This is a genomic window from Alistipes sp. (assembly GCF_048465575.1).
GTDB lineage: Bacteria > Bacteroidota > Bacteroidia > Bacteroidales > Rikenellaceae > Alistipes.
The window spans coordinates 22,230-41,894 of the sequence record NZ_DBFWLG010000023.1 but is presented as its reverse complement, the minus strand read 5'-3'; the positions used below and the strand labels follow the sequence as shown (position 1 = coordinate 41,894).

Sequence of the window (19,665 nt, the reverse complement as noted above, 5' to 3'; positions counted from 1 at the left end):
TTCGGGCGGCTCGGGCCGGGGTGCATCCGGCCGTGGGGGTTCGGGACGAGGCGGCCGCGACCGCAACCGTGGGGGCCGCGACGGGCGCAACGACTCCGCAGCCTCTGCCGCATCCGCAGCGCCTGAAACGACGCCATCAGTACCCGACAACGACCACGCCTCGGGCCGGGGCGAGGGCAATCGCGGCACGCGCGACCGCCGCCGTCATCGCGGCGGCCGCAACCGCCGGCCGAAGCCGCAGGGTGGCAACGACGGTGGCGCTACGGGCAGCGAAACTCCGCAGTCGTCCGGCAATTAACCGATCTGAGAAGCATTTCGCAGGGCCCCGTCCTTTTGGACGGGGCCCTGTTGCGTAAGACATTCCGAGGCCGGCTGCAACTCGTTGGAAAGGCCTCCTAACGATTTTCTATCAAAAAATCAAAGCGATACGTAAGATTTCTTGTTTTTTGCTTATCTTTATCGCAAGTTCCTACCGCAAGTCGATTCATTCGGAAACATGATTTATTAATCCAAAATTTTGGTTTTATGAAAAAGACGCTATTGATTGTGCTGGCAATTATCCTCGGAATGGCAGCCCTCTCCAACACCGTAGATGCGCAGCAGATGCGTGGAACGGAAATTTCTGCCAGCGTGAGCCAGCAAATTAAAGTTACAGGACGGGTAACGGATTCGAACGGAGATGGGATTCCCGGAGTAAATATTCGGATAAAGGGTTCAACAGTAGGAACGGTAACGGATGCAGATGGTAATTTTACAATTTACTGTAATGTGGGAGATATTCTCGTTTTTACATTTATCGGTTACAAGCCATTGGAAATCGTGGTTCGGGGAGGCTCGATAGAGGGTGTTTTGGTCCCGGATACACAATCCATCGATGAAATTTTCTAACCTGCCGGTATTTTCCCCTGGATTACCGCGTCGTAATCGATCGGGAGAAACGAACAGCATGTCCGTTTCTCCCTTAACTGGAATCAAAGTCCCTTGTCCGATCATCCGGATGCCGGAATTGCCTTGAAACTGCTGCTTGAACAATTTGGTCAAATACGGTCTGCTCTTGTCGGCTTGCCTGGCCGATACGCTGGTCTTGTCGGCCCAACCGAAATACGGTACGCTCGCCGGAAGCGTGTCGACGCCGATGAGTGTGGACGGAACGATGACATCCGTCGAAGGTGCGGTGGTCGAGGCCCGGACGGTGCGGGACACGCTCTATACAACGACGGTAAGGGGTGCTTTTCTGTTCCGCCGGATCGCCGCGGGGCGTGTCACCCTCCACTTTTCGCACGTCTCCTACAACGACGTTGTCCGGGAGGTCGAGATCGTGCCCGGTCAGACGACCCAAGCGTACGTGACGATGCACGAAGCCTCGAACGAAATGGAGGCAGTGTCGGTCAAGGGGGAGATTCCGGTGCTGACGGTCAAGGGGGATACGCTGGTCTATAACCCCGCGGCCGTGCGGACGCTCGAAGGGGACGAAACGATGGCGATCATCGGGCAGTTGCCGGGCATGCAGGTCTCGACGCAGGCCGTAAGCGTCATGGGGGTGGACATCGCCCGCACCTATATCGACGGCAAACTCGTTTTCGGCAGCGACCCGATGGCGGCGTTGCAAAACCTGCTGGCCGACGACGTGGTGAAAATCCGGGTGTACGACGAGTATGTGGAGCAGGATCCCGAACACAAACGCAGAAAAGGAGATCAGACCCGGCGGGTCTTCAATATCGAGACCCGCCGCAAACCGATTCAGGCCGCGACCGGCCATTTCCTGGCCAGTTACGGGGCGGACATGAACCGGGGCGGACGGGACCGTTACGGGATCGGGGCCACGGCCAATTTCTTTTCCGAAAATCTGTTGCTTTCGACCAACGTCTTCTTCAACAACCTCAATCGCAAGTCCAATAAAATTGCGGACATCATTGCCGTTCAGAGCCCCAAGTCCTCCTACGATAGGACGACATACGCGAATGCCGGAGCGGAAAAGAACTGGAAAAACGTACGCTACGAAGGGGCGGAAACCACGCTCAAGGCCTCTTACACCTACGGCGATGATTACTCCCGTTCGGAAAACCGGACGCAGCAAACCTATTTCCCCTCGGCGGAGTACGATTCCCGGCTCTATGGCGACACCGTGCGCAACGACCGGACCACCCGCTACCATGCGGCGACGGTCGGGTTCTCTTCGAGCAGACTGTTCCTTTTCGATCACCGGATGCGCTTTGCGGACGAATGGAGCGACGGCAGCCGTTCCTACGCCAGTATCGTCGACGGCGGAGCGCCCGTCGGAGGCCGGACGCGCCATTTCGACAAACGGAGCACCCCCTATGATATTTCCGACAAGTTGTCGATCCGGCACAGGAATTTTAATGTTGCTGCGACTTTCGATGCTTCCAACAGCGACGGCCGGGGCTTCCGTACCGACACGCTTACCTCGACGGCTACGCGGCGCGAGCTCCGATCCTCATCCGACGGACTGAGCCGCAAGGCGACGGTCGATGTTTCGACCGGAATAAACCTCTCGCAGGAGAAAGCCTCGAAACTTAATATCGGCTATTCGTTCGTCTGGGACAAGAGCCGCCGCAAGCAGACCTGGCTCGATCTCTCCGATGCGCAGCATGCCCTGATCGACACGACCAACACCTACGATTTCACCAACGACTATACGACGCACAAGGCAACCGTCGAATTGAATCTCTGTTTCCCGAATATCGGCGGAAACCTGGGCGTGAAATCCGATTTCTCGACCACGGGGATCAACCGCGACGAGCGGTTTCCCGAAGACGGGCGCTACGACAAACGGTTCGACGCTTTTCTGCCGAGCGTCTATTTCAGCCTGAACAGATTGACCGGTCTGTTCGTTCTTACCTACATGACCTCGACGCGACTGCCCTCCGTCGAGCAGCTGCGTCCCCGGTTGAACGATGCGAATCCCTACATGCTCGTGGGCGGGAATCAACGGCTCAGACAGAGCTACACGCACGCGATCATCGGGCAGTTCACCACCCTGTTCGGGAAAGCCAACAACAGTCTGAGTATCCTTTTGAATATCCGGGAAACGGATCGTCTGATCGCCGTCAAGCGCCGGTTTTTCACCGCAAAGACCCTGCTGCCGGAGTGGAATTACCTCGCTCCGGCACAGAGTACGCTCACCACCTACGAAAACGTGAACGGTCTGTGGCAGATCGACGGCAGCGTCCGGCTGGTGCTGCCGCTGCGCAAACTCCGGTCGCAGTTGGGGGTCGATGTCCTCTTCGTTTACAACGACACCCCCTCTTTCGTGGACGAAGCCCTGAACCGCACCCGAAATTACGCTCCCGAGCTCAAACTGAACCTGCGCGTCGACGCGTCGCGCACTTTTCGTCTGACGGTGGGTGCGAGGAGTTCGTACATCTACTCCCGCAACACCGTCGGGCAGGACGACCGCTATTTCCAGCAGGGGGCCTGGGCGAATACCCGACTGATCGATATCTGCAAATATTTCTATGTCGATGCCACTTACAGCCTCTCGTATCACAGGCGTTACGGCAGCAACGGTTACGACCTCGACAACCAGATTCTCAACCTGGCCGTCGGGTGCAAGTTCTTCAAACGCAGGGGCGACCTGAGTTTCACGGCCTACGATCTGCTGAACCGCAATTCGGGGTATAAAACGGCCATGTATTCGGACTATGTCCAGAATACGTGGACCCGCTCTTTCGGTCGCTATTTCACTTTCAATATCGCCTACAAGTTCAACAAATCGTGGTCCGGGGTGTCTAACCGTTCCGTAAAGGACGGAAGCGTCGAAAAATAGCGCCTCCCTTTTCGGGGTAACCCTCCGGCTCAGGCCCCGGCTTTGGAGTACTCCGAGAATTCGCAGCCGAAACGCTCCACCAGCATGTTGTCCATCTCGTCGGCGCGCAGGGCCAGGCCGACGATATGCTGCCGGATTTCGTCCTCCGACTCGTCGGTGATGTCCGAGAGGTGGATGCGGTAGGCGATGTAGATCTGCCGCCCCTCGATCCCCAGTTTGTAGGGGCCGAAATCCTCCGAGAGCATGTAGTCGAGCACAGGCTCGACCTCCTTTTTGGGCAGCAGGTTGATCGGCGAGGTTGCGAAGAGGTAGTTGCCGTCGTAAACGAAGATGCGTATTTCGGAGCTGCCCTTGTGGAACAGCCAGGCGTCGTAGCCGTCGCGCGCCAGTACGGGGTTGATGCCCATCTGCCGGATCGCGCTCTCGACAAAGGCTCCCAGCGGCGACTGCTCCCGTTCATCGAACACCCCCTCGGGCAGTTTGTCTCCGCACGAGGGGCAGAACTCCTCCTCCTCCTCGGCGATCAGCGAGTCGCAGCTGCCGCACTGCACTTGAAAAAGCGTGCGGTCCAACTCCGCGGCCGACTCCAGCAGCTTGCGCAGCGTCTCGACGCGGATGCCGAATCCCATGTTGTCGGCCTGCGTGATCTTGCTGACCGTCACGCCGACCACGCGGCCCGCCTCATCGAGCATCGGGCCGCCCGAATTGCCGGGGTTGACCGCGGCGTCGGTCTGAATATAGTACTTGCCGTTCAACAGCTGCCGGGGTGCCGATACCGACCCTTCGGTGACGGTGAAAGGCATGCCATAGGGGTAGCCCGCCACGTAGATCTTGCGGCCGATCTCGAGCGAATCGTCGGCCGCGATCTCCAGTTCGGGCAGCGCCGAAAAGTCCCCATCGACGGCCAGCAGCGCCAGGTCCGACTCGGGGTTGACCACCACCACGCGCGCCTCGTAGGGGTTGCGGTCGTTGTCGTGTACGGCCACCGTGCGGAAGCCCTCGACCACATGGTAGTTCGTGACGAAAAGGTCGTACTGCTTCAGGTAGAAGCAGCTGCCGGAGCCGCCCGTATGCGTGACCTTGAATACCAGCCGGTACAGGTTGTTCTGTTCCATTTTATCCGCTTTATTACGTTCCGTTATCGGTTTTGTTTCATGACCTGCTCCATCATCTTCTGCTGGAACTCGGTGGCCAGCCGCATGTATTCGGCCATGTCGCCCCGCGCCATCGCCTCCTGCATCCGGGTCTGCATGTCGGCCACCTCTCCCGCCAGCGCCGAGGCGGCCTCCTGCGCCTGCCGTACGGCCTCCTGGCCCGCTTCCGACGACAGGAGCTCCGTCGGGTCGTCGTCTGTGTCCAGGTCGCCGTCCATGATGTTGCCGAGCGCCTCGTAGAGAATCCCCGAGGCCTCTTCCATCGGTTTCCCGGCCGAACGCTCCAGCGCCCGTGCCACGACGGCGTTCAGGTCGTCCTGCACGTCGTTGTAGAAATACATCTCGTAGAACTTGTAGAGAATGCGCACGGCACTGCGCTCGAAATTGTTGACCTGGATGGCTTCGGTAGCCTCCTGATAGACCTCCTTGAAATTTTCCTGCACATTGCCCAGCGACGAGCGCTGTTTGGTCGAGACGAGCGTATCGACGTAATAGAGGTCGCGGAGCATCTGCTCGCGCGGCATCGACGCGAGGCGTTCGAGAAAGGCCTTGCCCTTGGCGACCAGTTCGGCCGTGGGCAGCTCCCGGTCCATGTCGTCCACGGCCTTTTCGAGGTCGTTCATCAGCTGGCCCTGCGGGTGGGCGAAATAGGCTATTTTGTAAAAGGCCGTGTCGACCACGTTCCAGGCGTAGCCGTATTTGCGTTCGGCTTCGTATTCGCGTGTCGCCTCGAGCGTCTCGCGGCAGGTCGCCTGCACGGCCCCGAAGATGCGTTCGGCCTCCTCGGCGGGGTAGGGCCTGATGCGGGGCTCGTAGCAGCGCGCAGCACCGAACTTGGTGCAGAACTCGTCGTCGTAGCGGTCGCCCACGTGGCAGATGTTGCGCAGGACGTAATAGAGTTTGTGGGGGTGGCTCTGCGACAGGGCGCATGCGTACTCCATCCTGAGCCGGTCGCCCTCCTTGCGGAAGCGGGGCAGCATCAGGCGGTTGAGGTTCAGGTCGGCGACCTGGCGCAGCATCGCTACGCGGCCTTTGGCGGGAATTTCGAGGAAATCGGCGCTGAACTCGATCCGCCCGTCGCGGATGAGGATGTTGACCAGGATCGAACCGTGGGGGATGTGGAACTCGGTGCCGTCGGCATTGCCGTAGCGGGTGCGGAACTCCGGGTTGAGGTGGTCCAGCAAAAGGTGGAACGCTTCGAGTTGTCGGCCCTCGTTGTAGCGTTCGATGCTCTGCTCGTAGGTCTCCATGCGGGTCGTGCTCTCGGTCGATCGTAGCACGGGAACCGTATAAGCGGGTGCGATTTTCATGGTATGTTCGTTTTAAACGGTATTCGAATAAAAACAAATATAGTAAAAAAAAGTGGAATTGTCCCCTGCCTGCGGACTTTCCGGTGCGGTTTTTTGCCCGAAACCGATGCCGGCGGCATGTTTGGACTTCGAAAAGGGGCTGTCATTAAGGCCTGCCGGAAAAAAGAACCCGAGGGATTGCGTGAGTTGCTTGCAGTTTATTCCGCTTGTTTCGTGGCCCGAAAACCTTATTTCTGCCGGAAATAGATAGATTTGCATGGGCACTCCCGTTCTGGCAAGTCCCCCTTTTCAAAGGGGGATTCAAGGGGATTGTCTGCACCGGATTTTTCGGGCCGCACGACTGGAAGAGGTGTGACGACGGGCCTTAGACTTATTTCTGCCGGAAATAGATTTGCATCGGTACGCCCGTTCCAAGTAAGTCCCCCTTTTCAAAGGGGGATTCAGGGGGATTGTCTGCACCGGATTTTTCGGGCCGCACGACTGGAAGAGGTGTGACGACGGGCCTTAGACTTATTTCTGCCGGAAATAGATCTGCATCGGCACGCCCGAAAAATCCCAGTGGCCGCGGATGTTGTTCTCCAGAAAACGGCGGTAGGGCTCGCGGACGTACTGGGGCAGGTTGACGAAGAACGCGAACTGCGGCGTGGGCGTGGGCAGCTGGGTCACGTATTTGATCTTGATGTATTTGCCCTTGGTGGCCGGGGGCGGGTAATTCTCGATCAGGGGCAGCAGGAAATCGTTCAATTCGGAGGTGGGGATGCGGCGTTTGCGCGCCTCGAAGACGCGGATGGCCGTTTGCAGCACCTCGAAGATGCGCTGTTTGGTCACGACCGAGGTGAAGATGATTGGAATGTCGTTGAACGGCGCCAGCTTCTTTTTGAGAAATTCGGTCCACTCCTTCATCGTATTGCTCTCTTTCTCGATCAAATCCCACTTGTTGACCACGATCACGCACCCCTTGCGGTTGCGGACGATCAGGTTGTGGATGTTCAGGTCCTGCGATTCGAGCCCCTGCTGCGCGTCGAGCATCAGGATGCAGACGTCCGAATTCTCGATGGCGCGGATCGAGCGCATCACCGAGTAGAACTCCAAGTCCTCCATGGTCTTGCCCTTCTTGCGCATGCCGGCCGTGTCGACGAGGTAGAAATCCATGCCGAACTTGTTGTAGCGCGTGTGGATCGAGTCGCGTGTGGTCCCGGCAATCGAGGTGACGATGTTGCGCTCCTCACCCAAAAGGGCATTTGTCATCGACGACTTGCCGACATTGGGCCGACCGACGATGGTGATGTGGGGCAGGTTTTCGTCCTCCTCGGCGAGCGTTTCGGCGGGCAGTGCCTCGAGGATGGCGTCCATCAGGTCGCCCGTGCCGCTGCCGGACATGGACGAGATGCAGTAGGGGTCGCCCAGCCCGAGGGCGTAGAACTCGTGCGAAGAGTAAATCTGGTCGTTGTTGTCGACCTTGTTGCAGACGAGGATGACCTTTTTCGAGGTGCGGCGCAGGATGTCGGCCATGAGCATGTCCAGGTCGGTGATGCCGGTCCGGACCTCCACCAGAAAGAGAATCACGTCGGCCTCGTCGATGGCCAGCAACACCTGGCGGCGGATTTCATCTTCGAAGATGTCCTCCGAATTGACGGTGTATCCGCCCGTGTCGATCACCGAGAACTCCTTGCCGTTCCAGTCGGTCTTGCCGTAATGGCGGTCGCGGGTAGTACCGGCCGTCGCATCCACGATGGCTTTGCGCTGGCCTACCAGGCGGTTGAAAAGGGTGCTTTTGCCGACGTTCGGACGGCCCACGATTGCTACCAGACTCATATTCGATGCTGTTTTGAGGACAAATATAGCGCAAATTCCCCGAAATAAAAAACCGACGCGCTTCGGGTGCCCGATTTACGACGGTCGTAGCGCACGTGGAGCCGTCCCGCCTGCGTGCGCCAAGCGGGGCGCATGCCGCTATCCGAAATACATCTTCTCGGTATCGCCCGCCTGTACGGGGAAGACCAGCACGTAGCTGTTGGCGGGGAAATGTTCGGCCAGATAGGCCGGGATGCGGCTCATCGCGGGGTGGTAGGAGATGCGGTCGCGCCGGCTCATGACGATCCAGATGCAGTCGTCGGGGCGGATTTCGCCGAGCAGTTCGGGCAGGCGCTCCCAGCCCTTTTCCCAGGCGACGTATTCTGCGATGTCGGCGCGGCGGCGCTTGCTTTTGAGGTGACCGACGGTCTGTTCGGTGGCATAGAAGATCAGCCTGGCTCCGGTATCGTGCGCCAGGTGGCGGATGCGCAGCAGCCACGCCTGGAACCCCGCCTCCAGCTCGGCCTTGCGGGGCACGGCGACTAGGTGGCGCTTGACGGTGGGAAGCGGCTGCGCGGGGCGGTAGACGAATGTGGTGACGTTGCACTGGGCCACCACGGACGGGATGTTCTTGCCCAGTGCCGGAATCGTGCCGGTGCCCAGCACGCCCGGCAGTGCGGCGTTCAGGGGCGAGGAGGCCCGCTCCTCGTGGAGTTCGAGCACCAGGTCGGTGATGTTGCGTTCGCGCACCACGCTGAGAATGGCGTTGACGATGTTCACGTCGTAGCGCAGCAGCCGGTGCAGGTGGATGTCCGCTGCGGCGGCTGCCGAGCAGGCCGTGTCGAGGAGCTTCTGCGCGTGTTTTTTCACCTCCGGATCGTCGAGCCGGTTGTCGATGGCGTTTAGGGCGTAGACGCTGCGGTGCTTCTGTTTGGTTAGGGCGATGCCCAGCGCCACCGTGTCGGCGATGGTGCCCATTTGCGAGACGGGGACGAGCACGTGCTCGCCCGTGCCGGGCTCCGGGTCGTGCTGCGCGCCCCGCAGGGCGATGTTGTGGGCGCCCCGCTGCGTGGCGAACGTGGAGACGGTGCAGGTGGCCAGGATCATCAGGATCGTGCCGTTGAGGATCGCCTCGTCCAAAAGGCGGATCGGCTCGCCCTCGGGGGTGTGGCCCAGGACGACGTTATATCCGACCATTACGGCGGCCAGCGTGGCGGCCACGTGCGCCGAGCTCAGTCCGAAGATCACCGTACGCTGGTCGCGCGAAAGACGGAACGTCTTTTGCGTAAGCACCGCGGCGATGTACTTGGCCGCCGTGACCAGCACGATCATCACGGCGCTGACCTCGACCGTCTCCCAGTTCTTGAAGAACGCCCGGTAGTCGATGAGCATGCCCACGCCGATCAGAAAGAACGGAATGAAGATGGCGTTGCCGACGAACTCGATGCGGTTCATCAGGGGCGAGGTGCGGGGAATGAGCCGGTTCATGGCCAGCCCCGCGAGGAACGCGCCGATGATCGGCTCCAGCCCGGCCAGCTGGGCGAGGTAGGCCCCCAGGAAGACCATCACCAGGACGAAGACGTACTGCGAGACGCTGTCCGACGAGCGCTTGAAGAACCAGTGGCCGACCACGGGGAAGAGAAAGAGGATGACCCCGACGCACACCGCGACCGAAATGCCGAGCCGGTACCAGAACGCGCTGTCGGCGCTGCCGGTCGAGAGTCCGACGATCACGGTGAGCACCATCAGCGCCAGAATGTCCGTGATGATCGTGCCGCCCACGGCGATGGTGACGGCCTTGTCGCGCGTGATTCCCAGGCGGCTGACGATGGGGTAGGCGATCAGGGTCTGCGAGGCGAAGAGCCCGGCCAGCAGGATCGAGGAGTAGATGGAGTAGCCCAGGATGTAGTACCCGGCCAGCATGCCGAAGAGCATCGGCACGGAGAACGTGTAGAGCCCGAATACGAGGCTGCGCCACCCGTTGCGCTTGAAATCGGCCATGTCCATCTCCAGCCCCGAGAGGAACATGATGTACAGCAGGCCGGCCGTTCCCGAGAGGATGATGCTGCTGTCGCGCAGCACCAGATTCAGCCCGTGGGGTCCGATCACCGCTCCGGCGATGATCAGCCCCAGGAGGTAGGGTATCTTGAGCCGGTTCAGGAGGAGCGGGGCGCCCAGCACGATAGCCATGATGAGCATGAATTTGAGGATGGGGTCTTCGAGCGGCAGGGTGACGGGGATGTGGGCGAGAAGCTGAGTCATGCACGGGGGTTTGTGACTGCAAAAATAGGAAAAAATTGCGGAACCGCGCGTGTCCCGGCGGGTGAAAACGGCGAAATGATCCGTTAGGGCCGCCGGGCGGGCGTTGCGGACCGGGCGCGTCGCCCCGCGCGGCGGAGGTTAAAATTTTTCGGCCCGCCTGCGGGGATTCCCGCAAAAAAATGTAACTTTGACCGGATATATGCGTGCAATGAACGTTCAAAAAGTCGATAAACGCCTTTTGGCGCCCGTCCTTGCGGGGTTCTTCATCATGGGTTTCTGCGACATGGTGGCGCCGATCTCGGGCCGCATCGCCGCGGAATTCGGACCCGCACGGCAGGCGGCCGTGAGCTTTCTGCCGACGATGGTCTTCCTGTGGTTTCTGGTGCTTTCGACCCCCGTGGCGGCGCTGATGAACCGCTGGGGCCGCAAGCGCACCGCCCTGTTGGGCTATGCGTTCACGGTGGTCGGCCTGCTGGTCCCGTTCGCCGCGGGCCGGGGGTGCTCGCTGGGGTGGTATTTCGCGGGCTTCGGACTGCTCGGTATCGGCAACACCGTCGTGCAGGTGGCCGTCAACCCGCTGCTGGCCACGATCGTTCCCGCGGAGCGGATGACCAGCTACCTGACGGTGGGGCAGATTTTCCGCAACTGCTCGCTGCTTCTCGTGGCCCCGCTGGTCACCCTGCTGGTGGCCTGGACCGGCTCGTGGCGGCTGCTGCTGCCGATCTATGCGGGGCTTACTGTTGCGGGCGGAGTGTGGTTGCAGCTGACGGAGGTGGCCGAACCCGAACGAACCGAACGCGCCGCGGGGGCGCTGGACTGTTTCCGGCTGCTGGGCAACCGCGCGGTGCTGCTCTCGACGCTGGGCGTGGCCGCGTTCATCGCCGCCGACGTGGGCGTGGGCTTTCTCTCGGTGCGGCTGATCGACAACCCCTCGTCGATCCTCACCACCACGGGGTTCTATGCCTGCCGGATCGTCGGCACGCTCGTCGGGGCCTGGGTGCTGGCGCGCTACTCCGACCTCAAATACCTCGGCTGGAACATGGCCGGGGCGCTGGTGCTGACCGTCGCGCTGCTCTTCATCCGAAGCGAGTGGGCGATCTATGCCGCCATCGGGCTGTTGGGTTTCGCCATGGCCTGCGTCTTTGCGACTTTCTACGCCGTGGCGACCAAGGCCGAACCCGAGCGGGCCAACGGCGTGGCCGGGCTGATGATCATGGCCATCTCGGCCGGCGCCCTCTCGGGCCCGGTCTGCGGGGCGATCATCCGCGCGACGGGCAATCCGCACCTGGGGATGCTCTACGTGGCCGTGTTGGTGGGGTATATGCTGTGGGCGAGCTTCCGCTTAGGTGAAAGGTGAACTTTGCGGGTAAGCGAGTAGCAGAGACCGCTTGCGGGCTCTGCCGAGCGGGAGCAAAGTCAAGCCGCCTTTAGGCGGGTTAATGGTGTTAAGGTGAAATGTCATTCCGAACGGATGCGGGGAATCTTCCGCTGACTGTATTGCGCCGCCTCGGGCGGCGGCAGTCCGCAGCCACCCCGGGCGGAGGACTGCACTTTCGCCCTACGGCTCAGGCAGCCTCCGCTGGTTGCGGCCTGCGAAAATCTGGGAGCGCAGAACCGGGTTGAAAGCGTCTCGACCGGCTACCGCCCATAAACGGGCGTCTTACGCCCGCGGCCTTGAAAAATGATGATGATGAATTTTGAATCGAAAAATATGCGAAAAATTATTCTGACCTTGCTGCTGGCGGCTTCGGTGAGCGCCTCTTTCGCGCAGCGTCCCCGCACCCGGGTGGAGTGGGGCGTCGTGGGCGGTATCAACGTCCCCGACTACACGACCAACATGAAAAGCGCCGACGTGAAGAACAAGCTCGGCTGGCAGGCGGGCATCCTGACAGCCGTCGATTTCGGCGCTTTCGCCCTCGAGCCGCAGATTCTCTACGTGCGGCAGGGCCTGCGCATCCGTCCCGAGGGCCAAAAGGAGATCAACCTCAAATCCAACTCGATCGACGTGCCGGTGCTCGTGTCGCTGAGGCTGCTGCGCCCGGTGCGCATCTACGCCGGCCCGGTCTTCACGGTGATGAACGACAGCAAGCAGAAATCGGGCGGCGATCTGCTGGATTTCGGCCGCGTGCGCCCCACCATGTCCTACACCGTGGGCGCCGGCGTGGTGCTCATGCGGCACCTCTTGATCGACCTGCGCTACAACGGCCAGTTCCGCTCGAAGCACGACGTGGTGCTGCCCGACGGCTCGCGGCTCGACAAACTCCGTTCGTACAACGTGGCGCTCAGCTTCGGCTACCTCTTTTAGCGTATGACGGAGGAAGTCGGAAAGGAGCTGCCGGTCGAGGGCGTCGACCCCCGCGAGCTGTACGGGCCGCAGAACGCCTGGCTCGAAAGGATCAAGTCGCTCAACCCCCATTTGAAGATCATCGCCCGCGGCTCTTCGCTCAAGGTGCTCGGATCGGAGGCGGGCGTGGCGCGCTTCGAAAAGCGCCTCGCGGGGCTGGTGGCCTACTACCTCAAATACGGACACATCTCCGCGGAGGTCGTCGACCAGTCGTTCGCCGGGGCCGATGCGCCGCAGGAGGCACCCGTGGACAAGGACGTGATCGTCTACGGCAACGGCGGCAACATCATCCGCGCCCGCACGGTCAACCAGCAGCGGCTGGTCGAGTTTTACGACACGAACGACCTGCTGTTCGCCGTAGGGCCCGCCGGGACGGGCAAGACCTATACGGCCATCGCTCTGGCCGTGCGGGCTCTGAAGGAGAAGCAGGTGCGCCGCATCATCCTCACGCGCCCGGCCGTCGAGGCGGGCGAGAAGCTGGGTTTCCTGCCCGGCGACATGAAGGAGAAGCTCGACCCCTACCTGCAACCTCTCTACGACGCCCTGAACGACATGATCCCGCCTGCCAAGTTGCAGAAATACCTCGAGGAGGGCACCGTGCAGATCGCGCCGCTGGCCTACATGCGCGGCCGCACATTGGACAATGCGTTCGTCATCCTGGATGAGGCGCAGAACACCACCCTCTCGCAGATCAAGATGTTCCTCACGCGCATGGGCCGCAACGCGCGCTTCATCGTCACGGGCGACGTGACGCAGATCGACCTGCCGCGCAAGTCGGACAGCGGCCTGGTGCGGGCGATGGAGATTCTGCACGGCGTGAAAGGCATCGGCGCGGTGGAGTTCGACAAGCGCGACATTGTGCGCCACCGGCTGGTCAAACACATCGTCGAGGCGTTCGACCGCTATGCCGCAGAGAGCCCTGCTACCCCATACGAAACGAACAACCCTAAAACCGAATAAAACATGGACAGAAATTTAGCGGCTTTGAAGCCGTCGCTCGTTTGGAAACATTTCGCACGGATCGTGCGCATCCCGCGCCCCTCGTCGCACGAGGAGCAAATCCGCGCCTACGTCCTCGATTTCGCCCGCTCGAAAGGGCTCGAGTGCCGCGAGGATGCGGCGCACAACATCTACGTCCGCAAACCCGCCTCGGCGGGGATGGAGGACCGCAAGGGGGTCGTTCTCCAGGCCCACCTCGACATGGTGCCGCAGAAGAACAACGACAAGGTGTTCGATTTCGAGAAAGACCCCATCGACGCCTGCATCGACGGCGCCTGGGTGACGGCCGACGGCACGACGCTCGGGGCCGACAACGGCATCGGCGCCGCAGCGATCCTGGCCGTGCTCGAGGACGACACGCTGGTCCACGGACCGCTCGAAGCGCTCTTTACGGCTACCGAAGAGACCGGCATGGACGGGGCGTTCGGGCTGGAAAAGGGGCTGCTCAAAGGGGACATCCTCCTGAACCTCGACTCCGAGACCGAGGGCGAACTCTACGTGGGCTGCGCAGGCGGGCTCGATGCGAACACGACGTTCGACTACGCCGCACAGCCCGTTCCGGCGGGTGATTGGACCGCCGCCCGGATCGCTGTCAAGGGGCTCAAGGGCGGCCACTCGGGCATCCAGATCGTCTGCCAGCGGGCCAACGCCAACAAGGTGCTGTTCCGCTTCCTGAACACTGCGCCGTGCGATCTGCTCCTCGCCTCGGTCGATGGGGGCGGGCTGCGCAACGCCATTCCGCGCGAAGCCCAGGCCGTCGTGCTGGTGGCCACGGGCGACTACGAAAAATTGGCCGCAGCCCTCGAAGCCTACGAGCGGACCATCCGGGCGGAGTACGCCGAGGTCGAGGATTCGATCTCTATCACCGTCGAGCGGTGCGACCGCCCCACGGAAATGCTCCCCGCGGAGGTGGCCGGCCGCCTCGTGAAAGCCGTGGCCGCCTGCCCCGACGGGGTGCAGAAAATGTCGGTTGCGATGCCCGGCCTCGTCCAGACCTCGACCAACCTGGCGAGGGTGGTCTCCGACGGCAGCAGCGTCAAGCTCCAGAGCCTGCTGCGCAGCTCGGTCAACTCCGAAAAGGAGGCGCTCGGCGAGGCCATCGCCGCCCTCTTCTCGCTGGCCGGGGCCCGCACCGAACTTTCGGGCAGCTACAACGGCTGGAATCCCGACATGCAGTCTCCCATCCTGGCCGCCATGACCGCCTCCTACGAGCAGTTGTACGGCGTGAAACCCGCCGTGACGGCTATCCACGCCGGCCTGGAGTGCGGCATCATCGGCAGCAACTACCCCGCGCTGGACATGATCTCGTTCGGCCCGACGATCTGCTACCCCCACTCGCCCGACGAGAAAGTCGAGATCGCTTCGGTCGCCAAATTCTACGATTTTCTCATCCGGACGCTCGGGAACATACCTAAAAAGTAACGCGCAAGGTGGAGGGCGACAAGACCAAATGGTTCGTCATCGTCAATCCCGTGGCCGGAGGCGGCCGCGGGCTCGACCATTTTCCGCAGATCTCCAAGCACCTGCGCGATGCCCACATCCTCTGCGAACCGGTCTTTACGGAGCATAAGTTCCATGCGACGGAGCTGACCGTCTCGGCCGTGAGGGACGGCTACCGGCGCATCATCGTAGTGGGCGGCGACGGCACGCTGCACGAGGTGGTCAATGGGCTCTTCATCCAGCAGGAGGTACGGCCCGACGAGGTGCTGCTGGCCGTGATCGCCGTGGGCACGGGCAACGACTGGGTCCGCACGTTCGGCATCTCGAACCGCTACCGCGACGCCGTGCGGGCCATCAGCGAGGGCTACTCCTTTTTGCAGGACGTGGGCGTGGTGTCGTACGAGGAGTCGCACTACCGCCAGTGCCGCTACATCGCCAACGTCGCGGGCGTCGGATTCGACGCCTACGTCATCCGGCGGCTCTCGCACCTCAAGAAGAAAGGGCGCAAGAGCCGCTGGCGCTACACGTGGTGCTTGGTGCGGTCGTTCTTCCGCTACAAATCGACGGGCGTCAAGGTGTGGGTCGACGACCGGCTGGTCTACAACAACCTGCTGCTGTCGCTGGCCATCGGCATCTGCAAGTACAACGGCGGCGGCATCCAGCAGTTGCCCGAAGCGGTCGCCGACGACGGCATGCTCGATCTCTCGCTCGTGCGTCCCGTCCATTTCTGGCACTTGCTGTTCCGCTTCCACTACCTCTTCAACGGCGGCATCTACCGCATTCGCCACATTCTCCAGGAGCGGGGCAGCCGCATCCGCATCGAATCCTCGCCCGAGGTTTCGGTCGAGGTCGACGGCGAGCTGCTGGGCGAAACGCCGCTCGAATTCTCGATCCTCCACCGAGCCATCCGCATCGTCGTCGGGGGCGATTTCTTCCGCCGCCAGGAGGACGCGGGGAGCGGTTGCTGCACGAAAGAGTAGTTAGCGTATTTTTTGCACAAAATGATCGTCCGGAAAACTGCGGTTTTTCCGGACGGTCGTTTCTTTTGCCGGGTCGCCGGGCTGCTCTCTGACAAGCTCCGGGCCGCCTCCCGCGGGTCGGTTTCCGACGGCTCCGAGGCGCGCCCGAAGAGGAGGCTTGCGGGTTAAAATTTACGCAAAAATCGTTAGTGTGTGCGCACACACTTGATGATTTGTGAAAAATTGCATAGTTTTGCCACACCGAACCTGAAATGCGAACCAACCCGACTGAACCCATGACCGACAAATCCGAAGAACACATCCGGATCGTGGACGTAGCCCGCATGGCCGGTGTCTCCGTAGCCACGGTAGATCGCGTAATTCACAACCGGGGCAAAGTCTCCGAACGGAACCTGCGCCGCATACGCGAGGTGCTCGATCGGGTCGACTACCACCCCAATCTGGTCGCCCGCTCGCTGGCCTCGGCGCGCGAGCAGACCCTTGCGGTCATCATCCCCGCGTTCCGCGAGGGCGAATACTGGGCCGACGTCGACCGGGGCATCGAGCGGGCCGCCGCCGAAGCCGGACGCTTCAACGTGCGCGTGCGCAAATTCTCGTTCGACCAGTACGACCGCACCTCGTTCGAACGCACGCTCACCCGGGTGCGCGACGAGCATTTCGACGGTGTGGTGATCGCCACGCTCTTCGCCGAAATGGTCGTCGAGTTCACCCGCGAACTGGACGAGCAGCAAATTCCCTACGTCTTCGTCGATTCCGACATCTTCGGCAGCAAGCGCCTGGCCTATTTCGGCACCTCGTCGTTCGACGCGGGCGTGGTGGCTGCACGGCTCCTGACCGAAGGCATGGACCGGCAGGCCGACCTGGTCGTGGCGTCGATCATCCACCGGGGGACGGGCGGTTCGAACCAGTGCCGCAACCGCGAAGAGGGGTTCAGCGACTACCTGCGGCGGGTCGGCTTCCGGGGCACGGTCCACCGGGCTTCGCTGCGCCTGGACGACGACCTCTACAACAACCGCGTGCTGGACGCCCTTTTCGACGCCAATCCCCGCATCGCCGGCGCCGTGACGTTCAACTCGACCTGCTACATCCTGGCCGGGTATCTCCAGCGCTCGGGGCGCGAGGGGGTGAAACTGGTGGGCTACGACATCATCGGCCGCAACCGCGACATGCTGCTCGCCGGCACCGTGACGGCGCTCATCGCCCAGCGGCCCGAGGCGCAGGGGTATCATGGCGTCATGGCCCTGTGCGAGCACCTGGTCGGAGGACGCCGGGTGCCGCGGGTGAACAACATGCCCATCGACATCCTTTTGAAAGAGAACATACGATACTATAACAACAACATCATTTAGCCATGAAAAATCTATTCGACATCCGGGGTAAGGTCGTCGTCGTGACGGGCGGCGCCGGCATTCTGGGACGCACGATCACCGACTACCTCGCCCGCGAGGGCGCCCGCGTGGCGGTGCTCGACCGCGACCGCGAGGCGGGCGACGAGCTCGTCCGCGCGATCCGCGCCGCGGGCGGCGAGGCGCTCTTCCTCGAAACCGACGTGCTGAACCGCGAGGTGCTGGTCGAGAACCGCGAGGAGATTCTCTCGGCCTGGGGCTCGATCGACGTGCTGCTCAACGCCGCGGGCGGCAACATGGGGGGCGCGACGATCCCGCCCGACAAGTCGTTCCTCGACCTGGAGATCGACGCATTCCGCAAGGTCGTGGACCTCAACCTGTTCGGCACGGTGCTCCCCACGACCGTCTTCGGCGAGGCCATGACGGCGCGCCGCAAAGGGGTCATCGTCAATTTCTGCTCCGAGTCGGCGCTGCGTCCCCTGACGCGCGTGGTGGGCTACGGCGCCGCCAAGGCTGCCATCGCCAACTACACCCGCTACATGGCCGCCGAGCTGGCTACCAAGTTCAGCCCCGAGATGCGCGTGAATGCCATCGTCCCGGGTTTTCTGCTCACGAACCAGAACCGCACGCTCCTGACCAACCCCGACGGGTCGTACACCGACCGCGCCCGGACGATCATCGCCCACACCCCCGCAGGCCGCTTCGCCGAGCCCGAGGAGCTGCTGGGCACGATCCACTACCTCATCAGCGACGCTTCGTCGTTCGTCACGGGCGCACTGGCCGTGGTGGACGGCGGGTTCGATGCCTTTTCGATCTGAGGATCGAAAAGGCATAATAAGGCATAATTGAGAATTAAAAATTAAGAATTCACAATTTGCGGGCCGCAGCCGGCGGAGGGAGCTCGTAGCCGATAGGCGAAAGAGTAGCCCTCCGCATCCGGGGGCTGCGGGCTGCCGCCGCTTGCAGCGGCGAATAAAATTATTGCCAAATCCGCTAAAGCTATTACCTTTCACCTTTCACCTTTCACCTTTCACTTTTCAAGTCATGCACCTTTCACAACAAACCTGGCGGTGGTACGGGCCGCAGGACCCCGTCTCGTTACAGGATATTCGCCAGGCCGGAGCTACCGGCATCGTCACGGCCCTGCACCACATTCCCAACGGCGAGGTGTGGCCCGTCGAGGAGATCCGCGAGCGGCAGCGCATCGTCGCCGAGGCGGGCCTCGTGTGGTCGGTCGTCGAGAGCGTCCCGGTCCACGAGCACATCAAGACCCGCACGGGCGAGTTCGAGCGTTACATCGACAACTACAAGCAGTCGATCCGCAACCTCGCGGCGTGCGGCATCCGCATCATCACCTACAATTTCATGCCCGTACTGGACTGGACGCGCACCGACCTGAGCTACGAAATGCCCGACGGCTCGCGCGCCCTGCGTTTCGAGCGCGCGGCGTTCGTGGCGTTCGACCTCTTCATCCTCCGGCGTCCCGGAGCGGAGCAGGAGTACTCCGAAGCCGAGCGCGCTGCGGCCCGCGCCCGCTACGAGCGGATGGACGAGGCCGAAAAGGCGCTCATCACCCGCAACATGATCGCGGGGCTTCCCGGCTCGGAGGAGAGCTTCACCCTGGAGCAGTTCCAGCGGGAGCTGGATCGCTACAAGGGGATCACGCCCGAGAAGCTGCGCGCGAATCTGATCGCGTTCCTCCGCGAGATCGCCCCCGTGGCCGACCAGGTCGGCGCCGTGCTGGCCATCCACCCCGACGATCCGCCGTTCCCGATTCTGGGGCTGCCCCGCATCCTGTCCTCCGAAGCCGATTTCAACGCGCTTGTTCGAGCCGTGCCGTGCAAGTCCAATGGCCTGTGCCTCTGCACCGGGTCGCTGGGCGTCGTGGCCTCGAACGACCTGCCGGGGATGATGCTCCGGCTGGGCGAAAGGGTCTATTTCGTCCACCTGCGCTCCACGCAGCGCGACGCCGAGGGCAATTTCCACGAAGCCAACCACCTCGAGGGCGACGTGCCGATGTTCGAGGTGATGAAGAACCTCCTGGTGATCCAGCAGCAGCGGGGCGAGTCGATCCCCCTGCGTCCCGACCACGGGCACCAGATGATCGACGACCTGAGGAAAAAGACCAATCCGGGCTATTCGTGCCTGGGGCGTCTGCGGGGTCTGGCCGAGCTGCGCGGGCTGGAGCTGGGCATCGCGCGGTCGCTCTTTGCGGACAAGTAACCAACCACCATACCTAATCAAAAACC

Annotated in this window: 14 protein-coding genes; 10 read left to right on the top strand and 4 right to left on the bottom strand. The window is 61.9% G+C overall.

Features of this window, described 5'->3' with window-relative positions; all coding sequences use genetic code 11:
* Positions 1–525 precede the first annotated feature (525 nt).
* Together ACMQ11_RS07195 and ACMQ11_RS07190 are read left to right on the top strand one after the other, a co-directional pair.
* Positions 526–888, top strand: coding sequence for a carboxypeptidase-like regulatory domain-containing protein (locus ACMQ11_RS07195; RefSeq protein WP_418992088.1), 363 nt, complete (start codon positions 526–528; stop codon positions 886–888).
* A 136-nt stretch (positions 889–1,024) separates the two neighbouring features.
* Positions 1,025–3,787 carry an outer membrane beta-barrel protein gene (locus tag ACMQ11_RS07190; RefSeq protein ID WP_418992087.1) on the top strand — a complete coding sequence of 921 codons (2,763 nt, stop codon included), beginning with the start codon at positions 1,025–1,027 and terminating at the stop codon, positions 3,785–3,787.
* Positions 3,788–3,816: 29 nt separating this feature from the next.
* On the opposite strand, the gene ACMQ11_RS07185 is transcribed toward ACMQ11_RS07190, so the two are convergent.
* The 4 genes from ACMQ11_RS07185 to ACMQ11_RS07170 all read right to left on the bottom strand — a co-directional run bounded on the left by ACMQ11_RS07185 (position 3,817) and on the right by ACMQ11_RS07170 (position 10,307).
* The gene (locus ACMQ11_RS07185; protein ID WP_418992086.1) at positions 3,817–4,902 is read right to left on the bottom strand and encodes a trypsin-like peptidase domain-containing protein; all 1,086 of its coding nucleotides are present in this window, start codon (positions 4,900–4,902) and stop codon (positions 3,817–3,819) included.
* A gap of 23 nt (positions 4,903–4,925) precedes the next feature.
* Positions 4,926–6,251 carry a hypothetical protein gene (locus ACMQ11_RS07180; protein WP_418992085.1) on the bottom strand — a complete coding sequence of 442 codons (1,326 nt, stop codon included), beginning with the start codon at positions 6,249–6,251 and terminating at the stop codon, positions 4,926–4,928.
* A gap of 510 nt (positions 6,252–6,761) precedes the next feature.
* Positions 6,762–8,066 carry a ribosome biogenesis GTPase Der gene (gene der / locus ACMQ11_RS07175; protein ID WP_418992084.1) on the bottom strand — a complete coding sequence of 435 codons (1,305 nt, stop codon included), beginning with the start codon at positions 8,064–8,066 and terminating at the stop codon, positions 6,762–6,764.
* 138 nt (positions 8,067–8,204) lie between these two features.
* The gene (locus ACMQ11_RS07170) at positions 8,205–10,307 is read right to left on the bottom strand and encodes a cation:proton antiporter (protein ID WP_418992083.1); all 2,103 of its coding nucleotides are present in this window, start codon (positions 10,305–10,307) and stop codon (positions 8,205–8,207) included.
* A gap of 208 nt (positions 10,308–10,515) precedes the next feature.
* On the opposite strand from ACMQ11_RS07170, the gene ACMQ11_RS07165 reads away from it, so the two are divergent.
* The 8 genes from ACMQ11_RS07165 to uxuA all read left to right on the top strand — a co-directional run bounded on the left by ACMQ11_RS07165 (position 10,516) and on the right by uxuA (position 19,639).
* Complete coding sequence (locus ACMQ11_RS07165; RefSeq protein ID WP_418992082.1) at positions 10,516–11,664, top strand: MFS transporter; 1,149 nt, start codon at positions 10,516–10,518, stop codon at positions 11,662–11,664.
* Between the two features lie 354 nt (positions 11,665–12,018).
* Positions 12,019–12,612 carry a porin family protein gene (locus tag ACMQ11_RS07160; RefSeq protein WP_418992081.1) on the top strand — a complete coding sequence of 198 codons (594 nt, stop codon included), beginning with the start codon at positions 12,019–12,021 and terminating at the stop codon, positions 12,610–12,612.
* 3 nt (positions 12,613–12,615) lie between these two features.
* Positions 12,616–13,611, top strand: coding sequence for a PhoH family protein (locus ACMQ11_RS07155; RefSeq protein WP_418992080.1), 996 nt, complete (start codon positions 12,616–12,618; stop codon positions 13,609–13,611).
* 3 nt (positions 13,612–13,614) lie between these two features.
* The gene (locus ACMQ11_RS07150; protein ID WP_418992079.1) at positions 13,615–15,072 is read left to right on the top strand and encodes an aminoacyl-histidine dipeptidase; all 1,458 of its coding nucleotides are present in this window, start codon (positions 13,615–13,617) and stop codon (positions 15,070–15,072) included.
* Positions 15,073–15,080: 8 nt separating this feature from the next.
* Positions 15,081–16,070, top strand: a complete 990-nt coding sequence (locus ACMQ11_RS07145) for a diacylglycerol/lipid kinase family protein (RefSeq protein ID WP_418992078.1) — start codon at positions 15,081–15,083, stop codon at positions 16,068–16,070.
* A 275-nt stretch (positions 16,071–16,345) separates the two neighbouring features.
* A complete protein-coding gene (locus tag ACMQ11_RS07140; RefSeq protein ID WP_418992077.1) occupies positions 16,346–17,419 on the top strand; it encodes a LacI family DNA-binding transcriptional regulator in 1,074 nt (357 codons plus the stop codon).
* A 2-nt stretch (positions 17,420–17,421) separates the two neighbouring features.
* Entirely contained in the window at positions 17,422–18,234 is an 813-nt protein-coding gene (locus ACMQ11_RS07135) for an SDR family oxidoreductase (RefSeq protein ID WP_418992076.1), read from the top strand.
* Between the two features lie 226 nt (positions 18,235–18,460).
* Complete coding sequence (gene uxuA, locus ACMQ11_RS07130) at positions 18,461–19,639, top strand: mannonate dehydratase (RefSeq protein WP_418992075.1); 1,179 nt, start codon at positions 18,461–18,463, stop codon at positions 19,637–19,639.
* Positions 19,640–19,665 lie beyond the last annotated feature (26 nt).